At 44.6% G+C, this 20,752-nt stretch carries 10 protein-coding genes and 1 pseudogene; 9 read left to right on the top strand and 2 right to left on the bottom strand.

What is annotated here, in order from left to right; translation table 11 throughout:
• The first annotated feature begins 11 nt into the window (after window positions 1-11).
• The 6 genes from EHS13_RS17695 to EHS13_RS17720 all read left to right on the top strand — a co-directional run bounded on the left by EHS13_RS17695 (window position 12) and on the right by EHS13_RS17720 (window position 5,598).
• A complete protein-coding gene (locus EHS13_RS17695) occupies window positions 12-1,007 on the top strand; it encodes a Gfo/Idh/MocA family protein (RefSeq protein WP_155701639.1) in 996 nt (331 codons plus the stop codon).
• Between the two features lie 19 nt (window positions 1,008-1,026).
• Window positions 1,027-1,584, top strand: coding sequence for an adenylyl-sulfate kinase (gene cysC / locus EHS13_RS17700; RefSeq protein WP_264373601.1), 558 nt, complete (start codon window positions 1,027-1,029; stop codon window positions 1,582-1,584).
• Window positions 1,581-2,984 carry a sulfatase family protein gene (locus tag EHS13_RS17705; RefSeq protein WP_155701641.1) on the top strand — a complete coding sequence of 468 codons (1,404 nt, stop codon included), beginning with the start codon at window positions 1,581-1,583 and terminating at the stop codon, window positions 2,982-2,984. Before cysC ends, EHS13_RS17705 begins: the two co-directional genes overlap by 4 nt.
• Window positions 2,981-4,381, top strand: coding sequence for a sulfatase family protein (locus EHS13_RS17710; RefSeq protein ID WP_155701642.1), 1,401 nt, complete (start codon window positions 2,981-2,983; stop codon window positions 4,379-4,381). Before EHS13_RS17705 ends, EHS13_RS17710 begins: the two co-directional genes overlap by 4 nt.
• Before the next feature lie 43 nt (window positions 4,382-4,424).
• Window positions 4,425-4,997, top strand: coding sequence for a GNAT family N-acetyltransferase (locus EHS13_RS17715; RefSeq protein WP_155701643.1), 573 nt, complete (start codon window positions 4,425-4,427; stop codon window positions 4,995-4,997).
• 85 nt (window positions 4,998-5,082) lie between these two features.
• A complete protein-coding gene (locus EHS13_RS17720; protein ID WP_155701644.1) occupies window positions 5,083-5,598 on the top strand; it encodes a hypothetical protein in 516 nt (171 codons plus the stop codon).
• A 242-nt stretch (window positions 5,599-5,840) separates the two neighbouring features.
• Here EHS13_RS17720 and EHS13_RS36815 read toward each other — a convergent pair.
• Window positions 5,841-10,406 (bottom strand): annotated as a pseudogene (locus tag EHS13_RS36815) (fibronectin type III domain-containing protein); the annotation flags it as partial.
• A 666-nt stretch (window positions 10,407-11,072) separates the two neighbouring features.
• Here EHS13_RS36815 and EHS13_RS17745 point away from each other — a divergent pair.
• The gene (locus tag EHS13_RS17745) at window positions 11,073-13,499 is read left to right on the top strand and encodes a glycoside hydrolase (protein ID WP_155701645.1); all 2,427 of its coding nucleotides are present in this window, start codon (window positions 11,073-11,075) and stop codon (window positions 13,497-13,499) included.
• Between the two features lie 385 nt (window positions 13,500-13,884).
• On the top strand, window positions 13,885-17,547 hold the full coding sequence (locus EHS13_RS17750; RefSeq protein WP_227013976.1) for a fibronectin type III domain-containing protein: 3,663 nt from the start codon (window positions 13,885-13,887) through the stop codon (window positions 17,545-17,547).
• Window positions 17,548-17,921: 374 nt separating this feature from the next.
• Here EHS13_RS17750 and EHS13_RS36255 read toward each other — a convergent pair whose 3' ends face one another.
• A complete protein-coding gene (locus EHS13_RS36255; RefSeq protein ID WP_227014099.1) occupies window positions 17,922-18,131 on the bottom strand; it encodes a hypothetical protein in 210 nt (69 codons plus the stop codon).
• On the opposite strand from EHS13_RS36255, the gene EHS13_RS17755 reads away from it, so the two are divergent.
• Window positions 18,034-20,616 carry an NPCBM/NEW2 domain-containing protein gene (locus EHS13_RS17755; RefSeq protein WP_227014041.1) on the top strand — a complete coding sequence of 861 codons (2,583 nt, stop codon included), beginning with the start codon at window positions 18,034-18,036 and terminating at the stop codon, window positions 20,614-20,616. The two genes, EHS13_RS36255 and EHS13_RS17755, sit on opposite strands and share 98 nt — an antisense overlap.
• Window positions 20,617-20,752: the final 136 nt, after the last annotated feature.

Consider the following 20,752-nt stretch of genomic DNA (forward strand, 5'->3'; position numbering starts at 1 on the left):
GAGTTTCATTCATGCTAAAAGTAGCTGTTGTTGGTGTGAATCATATCGGGCGGATTCATTGCCGCTGCTATGCCGAACACTTGGATGTTGAATTGATAGCAGTTTGTGACTTAAACAAAGAGCTTGCAGACAAAGTTGCAGCTCAATTTCATGTAAAAGCTTATTACGATATAGATAAGATGCTGGAATGTGAAGAGATAGATATCGTTAGTGTTGCAACAGGCGGTATAGAGAACGGATCCCATCATAGGGATCCTGTCATGAAAGCAATCGCAGCTGGCAAAAACGTGCTAGTCGAGAAGCCGATTTCGAATCGCATCGAAGAAGCCCAAGAAATGGTCCAGTTCGCTAGGGATAATGGAGTTCGCTTCGGCTGTAATCTCAATCATCGCTTCACTCCTGCAGCGCAAAAGGCAAAGCAATGGATCGATACAGGCGACATAGGACATATGCTTTTCGTGAATATGAAGCTGACGATTGGTAACCCCAATGAATCGAGTCCATGGATTCACTTGCGTGCGCTGCATCCGCACTCTTTGGATGTAATGCGTTATTTTGCCGGTGATGTTCGCAGGGTTCAAGCTTTTCTGACACGAGCACCAGGCAGGTCTGTCTGGTCAACCGCCTCTATTAATTTGGAGTTCGCCTCTGGCGCTGTTGGTCACTTAATGGGAAGCTATGACATGTTTGGGGGGCATTCGATCGAAGCTTGTGAAGTCGCTGGAAACCAAGGGAGATTCGTGCTCGATAATGTTTATGAATCACTTACCTATTACCCTCACAAACAGGAAGAGCTTCGTGTTTATCGCAACTCCATTATGGGTGGCATGCGGGGGTTTGAGGATACTTTCCGAATGAGGTTAGACGTCTTTATCCGCCAAGTGAAGGAAGGTGTATCACCCGATCTGGTCGAAGCATCTGGCGCTGATGCTCTTGCTGTTCAAGAAATTATAGAAGCAGCTATTCGCTCTCATCTTTCAAACGGTGCAGTGATTGCAGTTTCCTAAAATGCTGCCGTAATGACCGATCCAAAGGAGGAAGGTTATGAACGAACAAGGGCTAGTTTTATGGTTTACAGGGCTCTCCGGGGCTGGGAAATCAACGACGGCTCGTGCTTTAGTTGAAACCCTACAATTAAATGGCGGGAAAGTAGAACTGCTTGATGGGGATGATCTTCGTAAGACCATTTCCAAAGGGCTTGGATTCAGTCGGGAGGATCGAATCGATAATATTCGTCGAATCGTTTATTTAAGCCGTTTATTGTCACGAAACGGTGTTACGGTTATTGTATCCGTGATTACCCCCTATGAGGAAATGAGAGAGCTTGCTCGCACGGAGATTCCTGGATATGTCGAAATATTCGTCGATTGTCCATTGGAAGTATGTGAACGCCGTGATGTTAAAGGGCTATATGCCAAAGCAAGAAACTTAGAAATCTCCCAATTTACAGGGATCAGTGATCCTTATGATATTCCTGAACAGTCCGATATCGTTATCCGTACACACAAGGATGAACTCCAGTACAATGTTGCCTTAATAATGGATTATATGACGACCAAATCGGTACGGGGTGAGCCTGTATGAATATTGTATTTATTTCGTTAGACACGCTACGGGCGTCCCGTCTTGGTTGCTATGGGTACAATAAGCCTACTTCACCTTATATGGATCAAATTGCTGCTCATGGTGTGCTCTTCGAAAGAGCGTATGCCGCAGATATTCCTACAGAAGTGGCGCATACAGGTATTTTTACAGGAAAAGTTGGTTTACGAACAGGGGTTGTAGCCCATGGATCCCCTTTGACACATTTGCCGAAAAAAGAACCTTGGCTGCCTTCCCTGCTTCAAAATTATGGTTTCACAACGGGGGCAGTCGATAACTTATACCAATTGAAGGAATGGTTCGCTAGAGGATATCGGTATTACATCAACTCCGTCGGAAAAAAGCGCGGTATAGATGGAGAAACGGTAAATAAGCTAGCCTTTCCTTGGATTCATGAACATAAACAGGATAATTTCTTCCTGTTTCTCCACTATTGGGACCCACATACCCCCTATCAGCCGCCGCAATCCTATGTTCCACAATTTTATAAGCAGGGTCAGAACCCTTATGACCCTGCTAATCAAAGTATGCAAGCTGCATATAATCATGCGGCTTACCCTTTTTTCAAGCATCATCACTATGATCTTCTGGGTCCTGTAACCGATGCCGCGTATATGAATGCCCTGTATGATGCTGAAGTTCGATATTTGGATGATCGACTACGTGAACTCGACGAACGGCTAATTGAAGAGGGACTTTACGATGACACGCTGCTCATTTTGTTCGGGGATCACGGAGAAAGTCTGACAGAACATGATATTTATTGGGATCATTGCGGATTATATGAAACGACAGTTCATGTGCCAATGCTGATGAGGTGGCCAAGGCGTATTCCGTCTGGGCGCAGAGTAACTGGCCTTGTCCAGCAGGTAGATATGATGCCTACAGTACTCGAAGCAGCAGGTATCACATTACCGCCTTCCTTGGATGGACGCAGCCTATGGCCTAGTATCCGGGGGGAAGCAGACGGCACTCGCGATTTCATTTATCTGAGCGAATGCGCATGGCAGGCCAGCCGAGGAATCGTCACGAAGGATTACAAATTTATACGAACATTAGATTCAGGACCATTTGTACGTCCTAGAAGAGAATTATATGATCTGCGTTCCGATCCAAAGGAAACGCTGAATGTGGCCGAAAGCTGTACCCTTATGGCGGATGATCTTGAGTATCGTCTAGATGAATGGGTTGCCCAAATACTTAACGGACAAGTGGATCCCATGACTACACAGATTGAGGCAGGTCTCCCATTTCGTAACCGTATTAACGAGATTCTGAGGCAATACGGACTTACTTGGTCGCAATGGATGGAGAATCCCTGTCGGGAACGTTTCGATGATGCAGCTATAGCGGCAAGTCATGAAGGGAGTTCCTCCATTTGAAGAATCAACCCAATATCCTGATCATCATGGTCGATCAGCTTCGATATGATTGTCTTGGCTTCAGCAGCATGGCACCTGTTATTACACCTCATATCGATGCGTTGGCTTCAGAAGGAATGTGGTTCAACAGCGCTTATAATCATATCCCAGTATGCGGCCCGGCAAGACAATCTTTCATATGTGGCCAGCGGCCTGAAACATTCGGCGGACTTTGGAATTTTTCACTTGGTTTAAAAGTAAGTGCTTTGGAACCAGCTGCCTATTCATGGGCACGATCTTTACAAAGTGCGGGCTACTATAATGGTTATATAGGTAAATGGGATGTACATCCCACCTACGATCCAACCTTTTATGGTTATTATGTATATGTGAATAGCGAGCAAATTTATCAAACTTGGATTACGGAACGTTATCCAGACTTAGCTTACGCAAATGAGTTATTTGGAGAAATAGATCCTTTACCATTGGCAGATACACGAACCCATCAAACAGCACGAATGACCTCGGAGCTGCTCCAACAGCTGTCTAGATCCGGATCTCCGTGGCACCTTCGTGTTAATTTCAAGGAGCCTCATCTCCCATGCCGCCCCACAGCAGCGTTCGCTAATCTTTATTCAGCGGATAGTATTCCGGAGTGGGGCAGCTTTGTGGAGACTTTTGCCAATAAGCCTTATATCCAAGAACAACAGCTGCGAAACTGGCATGTTGCTCATTATGGTTGGCAGGATTGGGCGCCAATTGTCGCCCGTTATTACGCGATTATCAGCCAATTGGACGATGCTTTGGGCTGCATTTTAAAGGAGCTGGATACGTTAGGAGAAAGTGATAATACAATTGTTATTTTCACTTCTGATCATGGAGATATGTGCGGTGGGCATCGGATGATGGATAAACACTACATTATGTATGAGGACGTCGTTAAGGTGCCATTGATTATGCGTTGGCCTGGGGTTATAGCTCCAAACAGCTATTGTGATGAATTCGTATATCCGCTTCTCGATTTGCCTCCTTCACTTTTGGAGTTCAGTGGTTCACCTTTGCCAACCAATCACCGGTTTCACGGGCAATCCATACAACCTTTGCTAAAAGCTACGAATGAGATAACATGGAGAGATGAGGTTGTGGCTACCTATAATGGACAGCAATTCGGGCTTTACACCCAGCGCATGATTCGAACGAGGGATTGGAAGTATGTGTGGAACACCACGGATGTGGACGAACTTTACGATATGCAAAGGGATCCAAATGAGCTGCACAATGTCATTTCGCATCCATCAAACAGTCATGTGGTCCAAGAACTTCGCAAACGTTTATATGACATTTTGTATCAAGACGGAGACGGTTTAGTTCAGAATCAATGGATGCGAGATCAACTACTGCTAGGAAGGAAGAAGTAATCGCATATAAACATATAGAATATAAGTAGGAGGGGGAAAGGCATTGTTAGATAAATCCATACCTTATTACAATGTGATCATGAAGCGTAGTGCTGGTATTGCCTTGCCTAATTATTCTTTACCTGAAGGATATAAATTTACTTGGTATACTCCTAACGATGAAGAAAAATGGGCAGAGATTGAAGCAGCTGTAGGTGAATTTGAAAATACAAAACAAGGCCTTGCTTATTTTCGGACTGAATATATGCCTTTTTTAGATGAGCTAAAACGGAGGCTTTTGTTTATACAGAATAAAGACGGTGAAGAGATAGGCACAATCACTAGTTGGTGGAACCTAACTGGAGAAGTACGACATCCATCCATCCATTGGTTTGCAGTGAAAAATGAGTATCAAGGTTTAGGACTGGGGAAGGCTTTGGTTTCAGAGTGTCTAAATAGATTACTGCTTTTGGAAGGTGACAAGGATATTTACTTACATACACAAACCTGGAGCTACAAAGCTATAGGACTTTACCTAAAGGCTGGTTTTGAAATTCTTGAAAAAGAGAGTTTTGGCCATTACAAAAATGATTATGAAAAGGCGATGCCTATTTTAAGATCAGTGTTGGATGTATAATAAAGAGATGTTGCTATACATGATTAAAGCAAGAAAGTAAGAGATATAATAAATAAAAATGAGGCAATAGTAGAGGGGATTGGGCATGGAAGTTGCACATCAAACCTTAATTAAAAGGGCATATGCCATTCCAATTCTAAGACAAATTATTATCAACAAAGGCACGATTTACTTATATTGTGATTTCTCCGGTCACGATGACGTTAAGTATTGCGGATTAGCATGCTGTCTTGTTTATAATAGAGCGATTAATGTGACGGCTAAAAAAATATCCTTCGAGCATTTAGGGGATTCTATTTATGGTGAATTATTAGCGATTTTTTACAGCCTTGATATTCTTGGAGAAGTATTAAATGAGTATCTTCCTAAATTCGCTGTTTTATATACAGATTGCAGTTGTATAACACGATTATTATTAAAAAATCATACCTCCAAGCCCCTTTACCAAGCGATTAGGAACCAAATCACAGAGTCTCTTGATAATCTGAAAATAAGATTTCCCGAGGTCGATGTAACAGTCAAATACATAAGCAAACATAAAAAGAATAATCCGCTGCATAAAATGGCACACATAGCGGCTAGGAAGGCTATTGGAAAGTAAATGGGATAATGTTACGACAACAACGAATTAGAACAAACAGATGTTATCAGGATTTAAACTAAAAAAACACCTCCAACCTTGACCAATTGGAATGCACTTAAGTGTTTCCAATTGGTAAATGGAGGTGTTTTTACTGTTAATAATTCATTCTTTATATCATTTGTTTGTCATTCATACAGAATGCCTAAATCCAAGTTTCATTAAAACGGAGCAAGATTGGTACCAGGCACTACAACTCTTGTGCTAATTCCAGGACCAGTCCAGCCTACTGAAAGATGATCCCCGCCGCTGTCTTCTTTTTGCAGAACTTCTATATAATAGCTTTGTCCGGCAACCATGCTTATATTTCCAGAGGTTTGAATCGGATAAGTGTTCCAAGCATCTTCATTCGTCCAATCCACAATATAACCAACTAAAACTTTATTGGACGGTGAGTTGTTGGTGCTGATCCAAAGCTCGCATGCATTATCGCCAGCAACAGAGAATGTATATGTGCCTGTTGTGGTTGGAACAATGTAACCCCGGATACGGGTTCCATAGCTGTCTGCCCAATTCGATGGCGTTTTAAGGCTGGTCAATGTTGAAGTTCCGGTTGGTGTGGTTCCAGTTGGAATGTTGGAGATGTTGCCTCCTGAGATTCCTGTCCAGTATTCACGAATGATACTGCCTGTTCCACCACTCGCATTAGTTGTTACACTTAAAGCGCTGCTTGCTGCAGAGTTATTACCCGCTGCATCCTTGGCTTTAACTGTAAAGCTATAGGCTGTGCTTGCTGTCAGACCATTTGCAGTATAAGTGGTTGCCCCTGTTGTCGAGCCATCTAATACTCCACCTTTATAAATGTCATATCCCGTTACAGCGACATTATCTGTCGAAGCTGTCCATGACAGATTTACAGTTGTTGCTGTCTTGGAAGGAGAAGTCAAGCTGGTGGGTGCCGATGGCGCAGTCGTATCTGTTGTAGCATTAGTTGTTACACTTAAAGCACTGCTTGCTGCAGAGAAGTTGCCAGCAGCATCCTTGGCATTAACTGTAAAGCTATACGCTGTGCTTGCTGTTAAACCAGTCACTGTAAATGTCGTTGCTCCTGTTGTTGAACCAGCCAATACGCCACCTTTATAGATGTCATACCCGGTCACAGCAACATTATCGGTCGAAGCCGTCCAAGAAAGATTTACAGTTGTCGCTGTCTTGGAAGGAGAAGTCAGGCTGGTTGGTGCCGATGGCGCAGTCGTATCTGTTGTAGCATTAGTTGTTACACTTAAAGCACTGCTTGCTGCTGAGAAATTGCCTGCTGCATCCTTGGCATTTACTGTAAAGCTATAAGCTGTGTTTGCTGTCAATCCAGTTACGTTAAAGGTCGTTGCTCCTGTTGTTGAACCAGCCAATACTCCGCCTTTATAAATGTCATATCCGGTCACAGCGACATTATCGGTCGAAGCCGTCCATGATAGATTAACTGTAGTTGTTGTTTTGGAGGGAGAACTCAGGCTTGTCGGTGCTGATGGCGCTTGTGTATCTCCGCCTCCAGTATCGCTTATTTCACAGGTTTTATAGAATCCAGGTGCGGGATCACCGAAGGTATTGTTGCTGCACATAACACCGTTGGTATAAGTCCCATAAGCATAGGAATCGTTTCCGCCGTATCGGACATCTTTAGTCCCGGTAAAGCTGCATTGATTATTCTCTCCTGCGCAATAAACCCAGCTTGCCGCTGAATTCGTAGTTACGCTTAGTGCGCTGCTTGCAGCTGAATTGTTACCTGCCGCATCTTTGGCTTTTACCGTAAAGCTATACGCTGTATTGGCAGTCAAGCCAGTCGCTGTGAAGGTTGTTGCCCCTGTTGTTGATCCAGTCAACACGCCGCCTTTATAAACATCGTAACCTGTAACACCAATGTTATCGGTTGACGCTGTCCAAGATAAATTAACAGTTGTAGCCGTTTTTGAAGGGCTGCTTAATCCGGTCGGTGTTGTTGGCACAGTAGTATCTGTGCTCGAATTTGTAGTAACACTTAAAGCACTGCTTGCACTTGAGTTATTGCCTGCCGCATCTTTGGCTTTTACAGTAAAACTGTAAGCTGTGCTTGCAGTTAGACCAGATGCCGTGTAAGTGGTAGCGCCAGTTGTTGATCCATCTAACACACCGCCTTTGTAAATGTCATAACCGGTTACAGCAATATTGTCTGTAGAAGCGGTCCATGACAAATTGACTGAAGTGGAGGTTTTTGAAGGGCTCGACAGTCCTGTTGGTGCTGATGGAGCTATTGTATCCGGTGTGCCTGTGCCATTCGTTAATTTAGCGCCACCCCAGCTTGCATGGTCGTAATCACTACCGTTGACACCTGCGTCAGTCACTGTCATCTTTAATTGACTTTTGCCTGTTACATCAACATCAATTCTTTTAGTTGCAGAGTTGGCTGTCATCAGCCCACTGTCATATACCTTGACACTGTCCAGCCATACTTGAAAAATAACAGAAGCATTAGCGTGGGTAACTTCATCATCTACACCAATATCAGAGACAAATCGGCTATAACCGTTGCTAATATTATAAATTACATCGGAATTGGCATGTGTCCCGATCCCTTTGGGATAAGTAACGCCAGCAAGCGTGATTGTATTCCCGTCGATGCTTAAATTGTTGCGAGTTGTATTCCAGCCCGAGGTTGCAGATACCCAAGTCAAATCACTTACATAAGTTACCGTTGGTGTTGTTACTGATAAAGCGCTGCTGGCGGCAGATAGATTATTAGCCGCATCCTTGGCTTTTACGGTAAACGAATAAGTGGTATTGGTAGTTAAACCTGTTACCATGAATGTAGTTGCGCTTGCGCCAATCGTCGATCCGACAAGCACTCCGCCTTTATACACCTCGTATCCGGTAACTCCAAAATTATCAGTCGAAGCCGTCCATGACAGGCTAACAGTTGTATCCGTCTTGGCCGGTGAGCTTAAGCCTGCAGGAGTTGTTGGTGCCTGAGTATCCGGTGCATTGGTGGTGACATTCAAAGTGCTGCTGGCAGCTGACAGATTGCTCGCTCCATCAACTGCTTTTACTGTAAAGGCGTAAGCCGTGCTTGCAGTCAAGCCAGTGACAGTAAAGGCTGTAGAGCTAGCTCCGCTTGTTGAACCTGCCAACACTCCGCCTTTATAAATATTATAGCCTGTTACACCTACGTTATCTGTAGATGCTGTCCAGGTTAAATTGACAGCAACATCCGTTTTCGACGGTGATGCCAAGCTTGTTGGAGCAGAAGGTGCTGTAGTGTCTGGTGGGCCTGAGCTCACAACTACGATTTGCTCCTTAATACTTGCCCGATGTTGGTTATCCCAGACGACTAGCACTACTCTATATGTTCCGGCTTTTTGATAAGTATAGGTAGGACTAACAGTTGTTACAGGGACACCTTCACCAAAATCCCACAAATTATTAACGATTGTGCCGTTGGAATCCGTAGAAGTGTTCGTGAATGTTACTGGCTGGCCCAATGAAATGGTAGTGCCGCCCGTAAAGTTGGCAACCGGTTTGGCATTGCTGAAACCGCGTGAAGTTAATTGCGTGTTCGTGCCATTACCGCTTACTGTATTGCCACTCCATTCCAAATCAGCTGCTGAAGATGGGTATTGGTCAATAGAAGGACCCGCATTTCCCGTAATGGTGTTATTAATAAAGCTTAAACGATCTATGCCGGCGCCGGTAATCTCGATAGCCTTATTGCCATTGCCAGTAATTTCATTGCTGTCAAAAGTAAGCTCGGTAGTATTCCCATTGATTCGGATTGCATTGCCGCAATAACCGGAATAAGCGCATTGTGGATTGTTATTAGGTCCGTTTTGGAATTTATTTTTATAGAAATATTGCAATCGTTCTGTAGGAGAGCCGTCACCTTGCAGCTGCATGCCCCACATAACCATATTTTTTACCGTGTTGTAGCCCCAATACTGGTAGCCTTCGCCTGGTGATTGTTGAATGCCCACCTGTTGGCCGCCATCGACTAAATTGTCTGTTGTAACTGAATTCGTTGACATGATTTCCAATCCCATGCCCTGGACCGTTCCATCCGTGGTATGAACCGTATTGCGACGGACTGCGTTATAGGAGGAGCGTACAACACTCAGCCAATGATCCACATTGTTATCTTCGACGATTCCGCGATCGCAATTGGTATGCAGCTCAATGGAAAGCCCATGCTCTGCTAATCCGGAACGAGTGATTGTATTATTGGACACTACGACATCCTGACAGCCATCATTCGCGTAGATACCGCCTCTTCCCGTGGTATCTATAACATTGCGGAGAATTTGTGTACGGTTGGAATTCCAGCCAGCCCGAATGGCAGCTCCCCAAATAGAGCCTGGGCCCATGTTGTTAAACTGGTTATCCGTAATTTTATTATCATTGGAATTCGCAGTTAGAATTCCAAAAGGGCCAAAGCCTGTTGTCATCGTAAAATCTTTTAATAACATATGATGAAAATTATGGTTTCCTGGTAAGGTACTAAAATTTTCTGACCAGATTCCAGCAATGGTATGGTTATTCCCCCATAATGTCAGGTAAGAAACCTCCGTATTGCTTTTATCATTGATATTGAGGATATAGCCGTCCGAGGAGGATGTGTATTTAAGAATAGCGCCAGCTGTGCTTTGGCCCAAGAGTTTAACTCCCGTTTTAGCAACCAAACCTCCAGTGGACAAAGTATAGGTTCCATTAGGGAAATAGACAGTATCGCCAGAAACTGCCGCATCAATTACACTTTGAATGGCTGCTGTATCATCGTTTGCATCAGTTCCGTTAGCCCCATATGAGGTAACATTGAGTGTTGCAGCGGCTGCAATTCCAGGCAACGGAATTAGCGGCAGTAGGAGTGACAAGGTAAAGACAAAACTAAACAAACGCATGCGTAAAGCTTTTTTGGTTTTTTTCTTCAACATTAATTTTCAGCTCCATTTCGATTTTTAAAATTTGAAGGATGGTTTCTTGCTCCACATGAAGATCCAATCGTGGTGTTCAATGAGTCCATTCTTTTTATAGGGAAAATTTCTCGCTTAGCGGATCCACTCCTTTACAGTTCATAATAACTTCATAATAATCATGGCAAAAATGACAACAAAAAAAAACTGTACAATATTGGAATTCATGTAATATAGGGTTAAATCAACTGTCATTTAATTCGAATTTATATCTTACTGAAGAAAGTTGGATGCAGGTTACGATCTCGTACGGATTTACTAACAAGTCAAGAGCATGAGTGCAAGAACGCTCATTGCGTAAAACAGGTAGAATCGTTTCCCGAAATCCATACAGTAAAACCGAAGAATGAAGGGGTTATCTACACCATTGAATTAAATCTATAATAATCAATAGAAGAAAGGAGATAATTTGTTGAAAAGATGGAAATGCAGCTTGTAAAAGACTTGGATTGGGGGTTAATTTGTAAGCGTTTGCTAAATTTGAAATAAGGGAGAATTAAAATGATCAAATTAATGAAAAAATTAGGTGTTATCGCTGTTATCGCAATCGTGCTTGTTCAGCTGACTGCTATTCAGCCGCGTGAAGCCCATGCATCTACAGCCGTAATAATTAATCCAGCGTTAGAGCATCAAAAGTGGGAAGGATGGGGTGTTTCATTAGCATGGTGGGCGAATGTAATCGGTCAATGGAACAATGCAAATCGCAATGCCATCATTGATTTAGCTTTTGGTGACCCAAGCACTAGTTTAGGCTTGAATATCGCTCGTTACAATATCGGTGCAGGAGAGGATCCTAATCGCGATCATATGCTAATAGGTGCAGAAATGCCCAGCTTTCTGAACCCTGCAGGAGTATGGAATTGGAATGCCGATGCTGGCCAACGGTATGTATTAGAGCGGGCGCTGCAACGAGGCGTCACCATCACTGAAGCATTCGCTAATTCTCCTCCATATTGGATGACGCTGAATGGGGATAGTGGCGGAGCGGGGACAACAACTAATCTGCAAGCTTCGCAATACGATAATTATGCTAATTACTTAACCGAAGTGGTCAAGCATTTCAAGGACAGCTGGGGGACAACGTTTAACTACCTTAGTATATTCAACGAGCCTGATTCCTCATGGTGGGGATGTTATCAAGGCGGATGTGGCGTTCAGGAAGGATCATTCTGGTCCAGACCTGATCAAGAGACAATCATTAACAAAGTTTCGACAAGTCTAGCCTCCAAAAGCTTAAGTACACAAATAACAGCATCCGAAGGAAGTATTCTCGGGGATACGATTTACGATTTGAATTATTATAATTCCACAACCAAGAGCCAAATTAGTAAAATCAATACCCATACCTATGGGGGGAGCGATTCCGAACGTACTACACTTTATAACCTGTCCAAGACACTGGATAAAAAGCTATGGATGGACGAAGTATGTGTATTCCCAGGACCGCACGATGCCACACATACAGAATTCAATTCATCAATGGAGCTAACTGATAAAATGTTTTCCGATTTGAAGATTCTCAAGCCGAGTGCCTGGATCGAATGGCTGCTGGTTGAAGGCGAGGAACAAGCTTCAAATGTTGGAAACGTAAATCTGATTCATGCGCCATATGCGAATAACCCGAATGGAAATTATTATGTGACCAAGCAGTATTATACCTATGGGCAATTTACCAAATTTATCCGTCCGGGTTACCAATTTATTGATGCGGATAATTCAAACGTCATAGCTTCATGGGATAAAGCTTCAGGTAAAATGGCTATCGTAGTGAAGAACACGGCGACTTCGGATACAGACTATACCTTGAACCTGTCTGGGTTTAACCAAGTCGGAAGTGCTGCGGCTGTATATCGAACTTCGTCTACTGAGAATAACGTACAGCTAGCAAACGCATCTATTACAAGCAAGCAGCTTAATGTTCAAGCCAAAGCGCGATCAGTTACTACTTATGTCATAAGCGGACTTAGCTATTCTCCTCCATCTACTGCAGACTTCTTAGACAATTGGAACAATGGCGCAACGACAGGATGGACATCTTTAGCAGGCAGCTGGTCTAATACGGGAGCTTCCCTTCAAGGGATTGCTCCAGCGAATTCAGATGCGTTCTTCATGCGCAATTCGCAAGGCAATAATTTCACTTACGAAGGCGACATCCGTGTTACAACCACCGGCGGAGCGGGAACCCTATTGTTTCGCAGCAATATTAATGCAACGATGTCCTATGCCGTCACCATCGATACGGGAAGCAATTATATTAAGCTCTTTAAATTTCCTTATCAATCTCTTGCCACCTACAGCATACCTTTGTCACTGAATACCGACTATCATCTTAAGGTCGTCGCTTCAGGCACTAACTTCAAAGTATATTTAAATAATGGGACCAGCCCGATAATTGATACAAATGACTCCTCGTATGCCTCTGGTTATTTTGGACTGGGTACCTACAATGGTACAGCTAGGTTCGATAATGTTGGAGCAACAGCAGCTACGGGTACGGGATGGAACCCTTCCACCAATTACAAAATCACCAACCGGAATAGCGGCATAGTTCTAGATGTTAGTGGTCAATCCACATCGAATGGAGGAAATGTCATTCAATGGACGGACAACGGCGGGGCAAATCAACGCTGGAACCTGATAGATGCTGGCGGTGGCTATTATACCATTGTCAATGTGAATAGTCAGAAGCTGTTGGAAATAAGCGGATCATCCTTAACCGATGGAGGGGATGCAATTCAATGGAGTAGCACCAGCGGCACTAATCAGCAATGGCAAATTGTCGATGCAGGTGGAGGATATTATAAGTTAATTAATCGAAACAGCGGTAAGGCGCTTGATGTTAGCGGGAGCTCCACTGCAGCTGGCGGCGATGCAGTTCAATGGACTCAAGGTTCATCCACTAGTCAACAATGGAGTATTATTCCTTAAGCAGTAACACAGAATAAATAGTAACCCTTTCGCTTTATATATTGAAGGCTGAGGGGTTGCTGTTTATTAATTCAGAACCTCTTAACATATGGTGTAAATATTATACTTTTCTTCAATTTGAAGGAAAAGTCTTTTTTTGTTTTCTAAATATCTTCCCCCTGGTACATGAATTCCTATTTATTACAGCCTCGGAGTATGCTTTTTCGAATTTGTTACAGTATACGTGTCTATAAGTGCATGGCAGAATGGAGGCGAGAGGAGTGATAACACAACAAGTTCGTAGGTAAAGTTTCGATGTATGCAAGACGTTTGGTGCAACATCCAGCGGGAATAAAATAACCGAAATGAGGGATTATTGAGGATGGTCAATCAGATTACTAGTAAGTTGAAGAAAAAGGTACTTAGTTTGGTATGCGCATTAACACTTGTACTTCCGGTAATACCGGTAACAACGGCTTTAGCAGCAACGATTAATGTAACCACATTTGGTGCAAATGGCAGTGATACATCTGATGACCTAACGGCGATTCAAAATGCGGTGAATTCAGCGGCAAATGGAGACACTGTGCTGATTCCAGCGGGCACTTATTATCTATCTACAAATGTAAATGGTAAAACAGGCGTAAAGATCGCTGGTGCGGGGCGTGATTTAACAACAATTAAAATGACATCCGGTTCAGCAGCTACGAAATTCTTTTATCTCTATAATGTTACTAATTCAGAAGTCGCTGATATGACGCTTGATGGAAACAGCAGTACAGTGTTGTTATCTGCGATAACTTCCGAATCGGGGACTGGCAACAAGATGCGTCACCTCAGAGTGAAAGATCTGGCAGCTAGTGCAGGCTTCGGCCCCTTCGCACTCTATGCTATTGGGTCAACTTATCTCGAGATTTCCGACAATATCGTTACCAATACCGGAGTGAACTCTGATTGGGGTGGCGGGGTGCGTACGGGTTGGGGATCGAGCCATGCTCTGATCGAGAACAATACAATTTCAAATACGGGACGCGGCGGTATTTTTGTCAACGATGACAGCCCTTATGCAACCGTTCGAGGCAATACGATTACGGGTACAGGCAAGAAGATGGAAGGTCTAGGAATTGAACTGCACACCAATACGGACTACTCTCTAATTGAGAATAACAATGTTGATCATTGGATTAGTGCAGTACGTTCCAAATATGTTGCGGTGCGTAATAATATCGTCAAAGCTAACGATGGTTCAGTTGGGAACATGGGACTAGAGGTCATGGTGGATCATGGGATTACATCTGGCAATCTGGTCGATGGAGGCCAGCAGGTCGGTATGCAGCAATCTCCTGGCACAGGCTATCAGCTGTGGAATTACAACACGGTGCAGAATAGCGTGATGTGGGGCATGCAGCTTCAAGGAACAGGGACAGGATTCACCGAGCAATATCAATATTTCTATAAAAATATTTGGAAAAACGGTCCGATTGGCAATCCAGCAGCAGCATATCCTGGATTCGACGGCAATGCGGTTCGGATTCATGGCGATACGAAAAACATTGTATTTGACAGCAATCAAATCATTAATAACGGCCGTAAAGCCATTGAGATTACAACGGCAAGTGGTACAGACCGTCTTAGCTTCATTAATAATACAATCACCGGCAATGGCGGACCGTCGATTGATCAGTATCCGTCCTCCGCAGCAGATTTGGAGTGGAGCAGCAATACGGTAAGTGGCAATGGAACGAATACGCAGCTTACCAGCCGTGGATTCTCCGACGCCAAGCCGATAGCTAACTTCACAGCTCCGCTTACAGTGCAGCTTGGAACATCTGTTACGTTTACGAATTCGTCTACGGATAATGGGACCATTGTAGAGAATCTCTGGGATCTTGGTGAAGGACTTCCAGTTACAACGGCTAGCCCGACATATACTTACCTCAAGGCAGGTACCTATAAGGTTATTCTTGGAGTCTGGGATAATGGAGGAAGAGCTAGTGTAAAAGAACAATCGATTAACGTATTCTCAGGTCCACCGGATACGACGGCACCTTCAGCTCCTGGAAGCTTGACGGCACCAACAAAGTCAAATGTTACCGTTGACCTGTCATGGTCAGCTTCGACGGACAATGTCGCAGTCATTGGTTACGATGTGTTTAAGAATGGTACGTTGATCGGATCAACGACGAGTGCGACGACATTTGGCGTCACGGGTTTGACACCAAGCACAGCCTATAGCTTCACGGTAAAAGCAAAAGATGCTGCAGGCAATGTCTCCTCAGCAAGCAATACGCTAAGCGTAACAACTTCTGCTGGAGATACTCAAGCACCAACGACACCGACCAATCTGATATCCCCGGCGAAGACTGACACAAGCGTCAGCTTGTACTGGTCAGCTTCATCGGACAATGTCGGAGTCACGGGGTATAACATTTATAATGGATCTACCTTGTTAGCTAGCACGACAGGAAGCATCATAACCTCCTACACAGCTACTGGTTTATCTACGAACACGGCGTTTACGTTCACAGTCAAAGCGAAAGATGCTTCAAATAATCTATCTGCAGCAAGCAATGCCATAACAATCACGACGGATCCAGCTGCCAATTGGGTGAACTGTGCTGGTGAGAACAACCCTTGTAACTTTACAGGTACGAAGCAAGTTCGATTCGGGGTACCAGGCAGCTATGCGTTCGGGACGTTCACAAGCACCGTGATGTGCTCCACTAACGGGTTTGGCACGGACCCTGCAGTAGGCCAATACAAAACTTGCGATGTCAATAATGCTGGTGGAAGCGGAGGGGATACTCAAGCCCCAACAGCTCCAACGGGTTTAACATCACCTTCGAAAACCTCATCAAGTGTTAGCTTATCTTGGACGGCATCAACCGACAACATAGGTGTGACGGGATATAACATTTACAACGGAAGCACCTTAGCAGGTACTACAACTGGAGCGACAAGCTTTACTGTAAGCAGTCTTTCAGCCAGTACGGCCTACACGTTCACGGTTAAAGCCAAGGATGCAGCCGGCAATAATTCGGCAGCAAGCAGCGGACTAAGTGTGACGACGAATGCTGGCTCGGATACGACAGCTCCAACTGCTCCAACAGGACTCAGCTCGCCTTCTAAAACGAATACTAGTGTCAGTCTCTCGTGGACAGCTTCGACCGATAACGTTGGCGTAACAGGCTATAATATCTACAACGGAACAAATCTAGCTGGTTCAACAACGGGTGCAACAACGTTTACAGTGACTGGATTAACAGCCAGTACGGCGTACACATTCACCGTTAAGGCGAAAGATGCGGCTGCCAATTTGTCAGCGGCAAGCAGTGGACTTACTGTGACGACGAACGCTGCTTCTGATACAACAGCTCCGACAGCTCCGACAGGACTTACTTCACCTTCCAAAACGGATACGAGTGTTAATCTCTCATGGACGGCTTCGACCGACAATGTCGGTGTAACTGGTTACAATATCTACAATGGAACCAATCTGGCAGGATCTACAACGGGAGCAACTGCGTTTACAGTGACTGGATTAACAGCAAGTACGACGTACTCATTTACTGTTAAAGCGAAAGACGCGGCTGGCAATTTGTCTGTGGCGAGCACTGCGCTGAGTGTAACAACAAATGCAGCGGTACCATCTACAAACGGCGTGAACGGTCAATATTACTCAGGTGACTTTGGAACTCTGGCACTAAGCCGCGTCGATGCAACCATTAATTTCGATTGGGGTGGCGACCGACCAACAGTGGATGTACCAGGTGAATGGTTCACCGCACGTTGGACTGGTAGAGTACAACCACAATATTCAGAAACGTATACCTTCTACACGAACACAGATGATGGTGTCCGTTTATGGGTAAATGGGCAACAATTGATTAACAACTGGGTAGCTATGAACGGAGAACTTAGTGCAACAATCACACTCTCCGCCGGTGTGAAATACGATCTCAAGATGGAGTATATTGAGAACGGTGGAAATGCACACGCGCAGCTTTCCTGGTCAAGTGCCTCACAAGCGAAACAAATTATACCTACAGGGCGCTTGTTTACGAACTAATTTAGTTAAGTGCTTATAAATGGACTTTCTCTGGGTAAGTGGGGGAAAGTCCGTATTTATTTTTAAATATAGACCAAAAGGTTTTTATACTTCAAAAGGTAATTTAGTTTGAAGTTTTCATGATTGTACATGATTCCGAAAAATGTATACGCCTTGATTTCGTTGGTATGTTCATTTTCAGCTTTTGTACACTATCCACGTTTTACCAAGTGATATAGCATATAAGGTGAGCACTCTACAAGTGCCTTCATTCGAGATCTTAAAGGGGATGATACTTTATCCGAAATAACCGCGCATCAGGACGCAAACATGAGTCGACTCCAGTATCGTAAAGTTGCTGCAAGAGCAGTTAGTTTTAAATTTTCAATTGGAAGTCACTGCAATTCAAAGATGAAGGAGATGGATTGAAGGATGAAAGTGAAGTTATTCAAGAAAGATGTTATTCTCGTATTCTTATCGGCAGTTATGGTTATGACAGCTAGCCCATTGACCGGTGCCGCTGCAGGTCCAGTCGCACCAGCGACACTATCCGTCGTCAATTTTGGGGCGAACGGGACGGACGCTCTCGACGACAAAGCCGCCATCCAAGCGGCGATCAATTCGGCTTTGCCTGGGGATACCGTACTCCTCCCAAAAGGCACGTATTATTTGGCTGGTACCGTAAATGGCAAGTCGGGAGTTTCCATCCGCGGAGAGGACCGTATCAAAACGATAGTGAAATACAAGGACAGCCCAGAGACATACATGTTTTATCTGCATAATGTATCAAACGCTTCCATCAAAAATATGACGCTTGACGGCAATAACAGCACGGTAGCGATGTCGGCAGCTGTATCCGAAGGCGGCGGAGCCAACGAAATGAGTGGGCTGATCGTCAAGGATTTCGCCGCCATAGATGGCTTCGGTCCCCATGCGCTTTACGTCATCGGTTCCAATAATGTTCGTATTACCGACAATAAAGTCTCAAATATAGGAATAGGCTCTATCTGGGGCGCCGCCGTTCGAGCAGGCTGGGATTCAAAGAATGCAGTCATCGAAGGAAACGTCATTGCGAATACGGGTCGTGGAGGCATTTTCGTTAATGACGGAAGCTCTGGGGCTATCGTTAGATCCAATAAAATCACAGGTTCGGGTTTGAAAGAGTTAGGCCTTTCCATCGAGTTACATACGAATACCGATAATTCCATCATCGAGGACAATCAGGTGGATTTCTGGATCAGTGCTGTTCGTTCGAAGAATATCGCTGTTAGACGGAACGTAATACGTCCTACTGATGGAAGAGTAGGATCGATGGGTCTTGAAATCATGGCTGATAATGCCGTGACTACAGATAACATTGTGGATGGAGGGCAACAGGTCGGCATTCAGCAATCACCGGGAACCGGCCACCAATTGTGGGGCTATAACCTCGTTAAGAACATGGTCATGTGGGGCATGCAGCTACAAGGTGCGGGCTCCAGCGAAACCGAGCAGTTCCAATATTTCTACAAAAATAGCTTTATCGATACGCAGCTTGGCAACCCTAAAGCCGCTTATCCCGGCTATGAGGGGAACGGGGTTCGCATCCATGGCAATGCTAAAAATCTATCTTTCGATAGCAATATCATCGCGAACAACGGACGTAAGGCGATCGAAATTACTGGTGCGGCAGGGGTTGATCGGCTTAGTTTTACGAAGAATATCATTTATGGAAATAAAGGGGTGACAATGGATCCGTATCCGACGGATGCTCAACATCTGGAGTGGTCCGGCAATACCGTACGTAAGAACGGTGACAATACACAACCGGTCTCGCGCGGTTTTGTGAATCCGAAGCCAGTCGCTGACTTTTCAAGTCCTACTATCGTTCGTATTGGGGAGCCAGTTACGTTCAAAAGTCTCTCGACTGACAATGGATCCATCGTTACATATTTATGGGACTTCGGTGTTGGGCTGCCTAGCTCGTCTGGCATTCCGACTTTCGTCTATGATAAAGCCGGTATTTACCGGGTCATTCTTGTCGTTTGGGACAATGAAGGCCGTTCCAATGTTAAGGAGAAGATCATTCTAGTCAGACCAGGGGCAACAGACACGCAAATGCCGTCCGTGCCTACGAATCTCGCTTCGACGTCTAAAACGGATGAGATGATTGCCCTAACTTGGAGTCCAGCATCTGACAATGTTGGCGTCGTCAGCTATGATATTTATAAAAATGGCGTACTAGCGGGTTCAACGGCACCTGGAGAAATTTCATTCTCGCTTACGGGGCTAACGGCAGTCACGACCTACAGTATTACGTTACGCGCGCGCGACGCCTCCGGTAATGCTTCGAATCCCAGTGCAGCACTTAGCGTAACAACAGAACTGCCAGATTCGCAGCCACCAACGGTGCCTTCTAATTTGATAGTTGCGTCCGTGACTGGTACCAGCGTTAATTTGTCATGGTCCGCGTCCACGGACAATAAGGCAGTTACGGGATACGAAGTATACAGGAATGGCATCATAGTTGGTACGACTACCGGCTCATCCGCTACCTCGTTTACGGTATCCGGACTTATTCCGGGAACGGCAAGTACCTTTACCGTAAAAGCGAAAGATGCGGCAAGCAATCTTTCCAATGCAAGTAGCCAGGTTACTGCAGTACTGGCTCCGCCTGCGTCGCCGACGGTGTACCTCAGTGACTATTCATGGGATTACGGAGTTGCGGGTTGGGGTAATATCCAGAGGGATAAATCGTCCGATGGCAAACCGATCACGCTAAACGACGTCGTCTATGCGAAAGGCTTGGGTACCCATGCTGCATCAACGGTCGTTTACACGCTCGGAGGCAAATATGCAAGATTCCAATCAAGCGTTGGCGTTGATGACGAGACGTTTGGGAACGGTTCCGTAAGCTTCGAAGTATGGCTGAACGGCATATTGGCTTTCGACAGCAGCGTAATGAACGCCACATCGGCGACACAAGTAATTGATCTTGACATCACTGGCGTCAATGAATTGAAGCTTGTCGTGACTAACGGCGGTAACGGTAGTGATTGGGATCATGCGGATTGGGGAGACGCACGCATAATCTATCCTGCTGGGGGATAACGATAACTTATTGGGAGACCGATCATCGATCGGTCTTTTTTCATAAGAATAATTAAAGTGACAACAAGCTACTTTTCCATTATAGTTACATGTGTACAAAATACGGATTTTTTTGATTATGTAACTAATTAAACCG

This window comes from Paenibacillus psychroresistens (assembly GCF_009728935.1).
Classification (GTDB): Bacteria; Bacillota; Bacilli; order Paenibacillales; family NBRC-103111; genus Paenibacillus_AC; species Paenibacillus_AC psychroresistens.

Excerpts from the sequence above, each read along its gene's own strand:
- EHS13_RS17695 (WP_155701639.1), top strand. The coding sequence starts at position 12 with ATGCTAAAAGTAGCTGTTGTTGGTGTGAATCATATCGGGCGGATTCAT.
- EHS13_RS17705 (WP_155701641.1), top strand. The coding sequence starts at position 1,581 with ATGAATATTGTATTTATTTCGTTAGACACGCTACGGGCGTCCCGTCTT.
- EHS13_RS17720 (WP_155701644.1), top strand. The coding sequence starts at position 5,083 with ATGGAAGTTGCACATCAAACCTTAATTAAAAGGGCATATGCCATTCCA.
- EHS13_RS17745 (WP_155701645.1), top strand. The coding sequence starts at position 11,073 with ATGATCAAATTAATGAAAAAATTAGGTGTTATCGCTGTTATCGCAATC.
- EHS13_RS36255 (WP_227014099.1), bottom strand. The coding sequence starts at position 18,131 with ATGGCGGCTTTGTCGTCGAGAGCGTCCGTCCCGTTCGCCCCAAAATTG.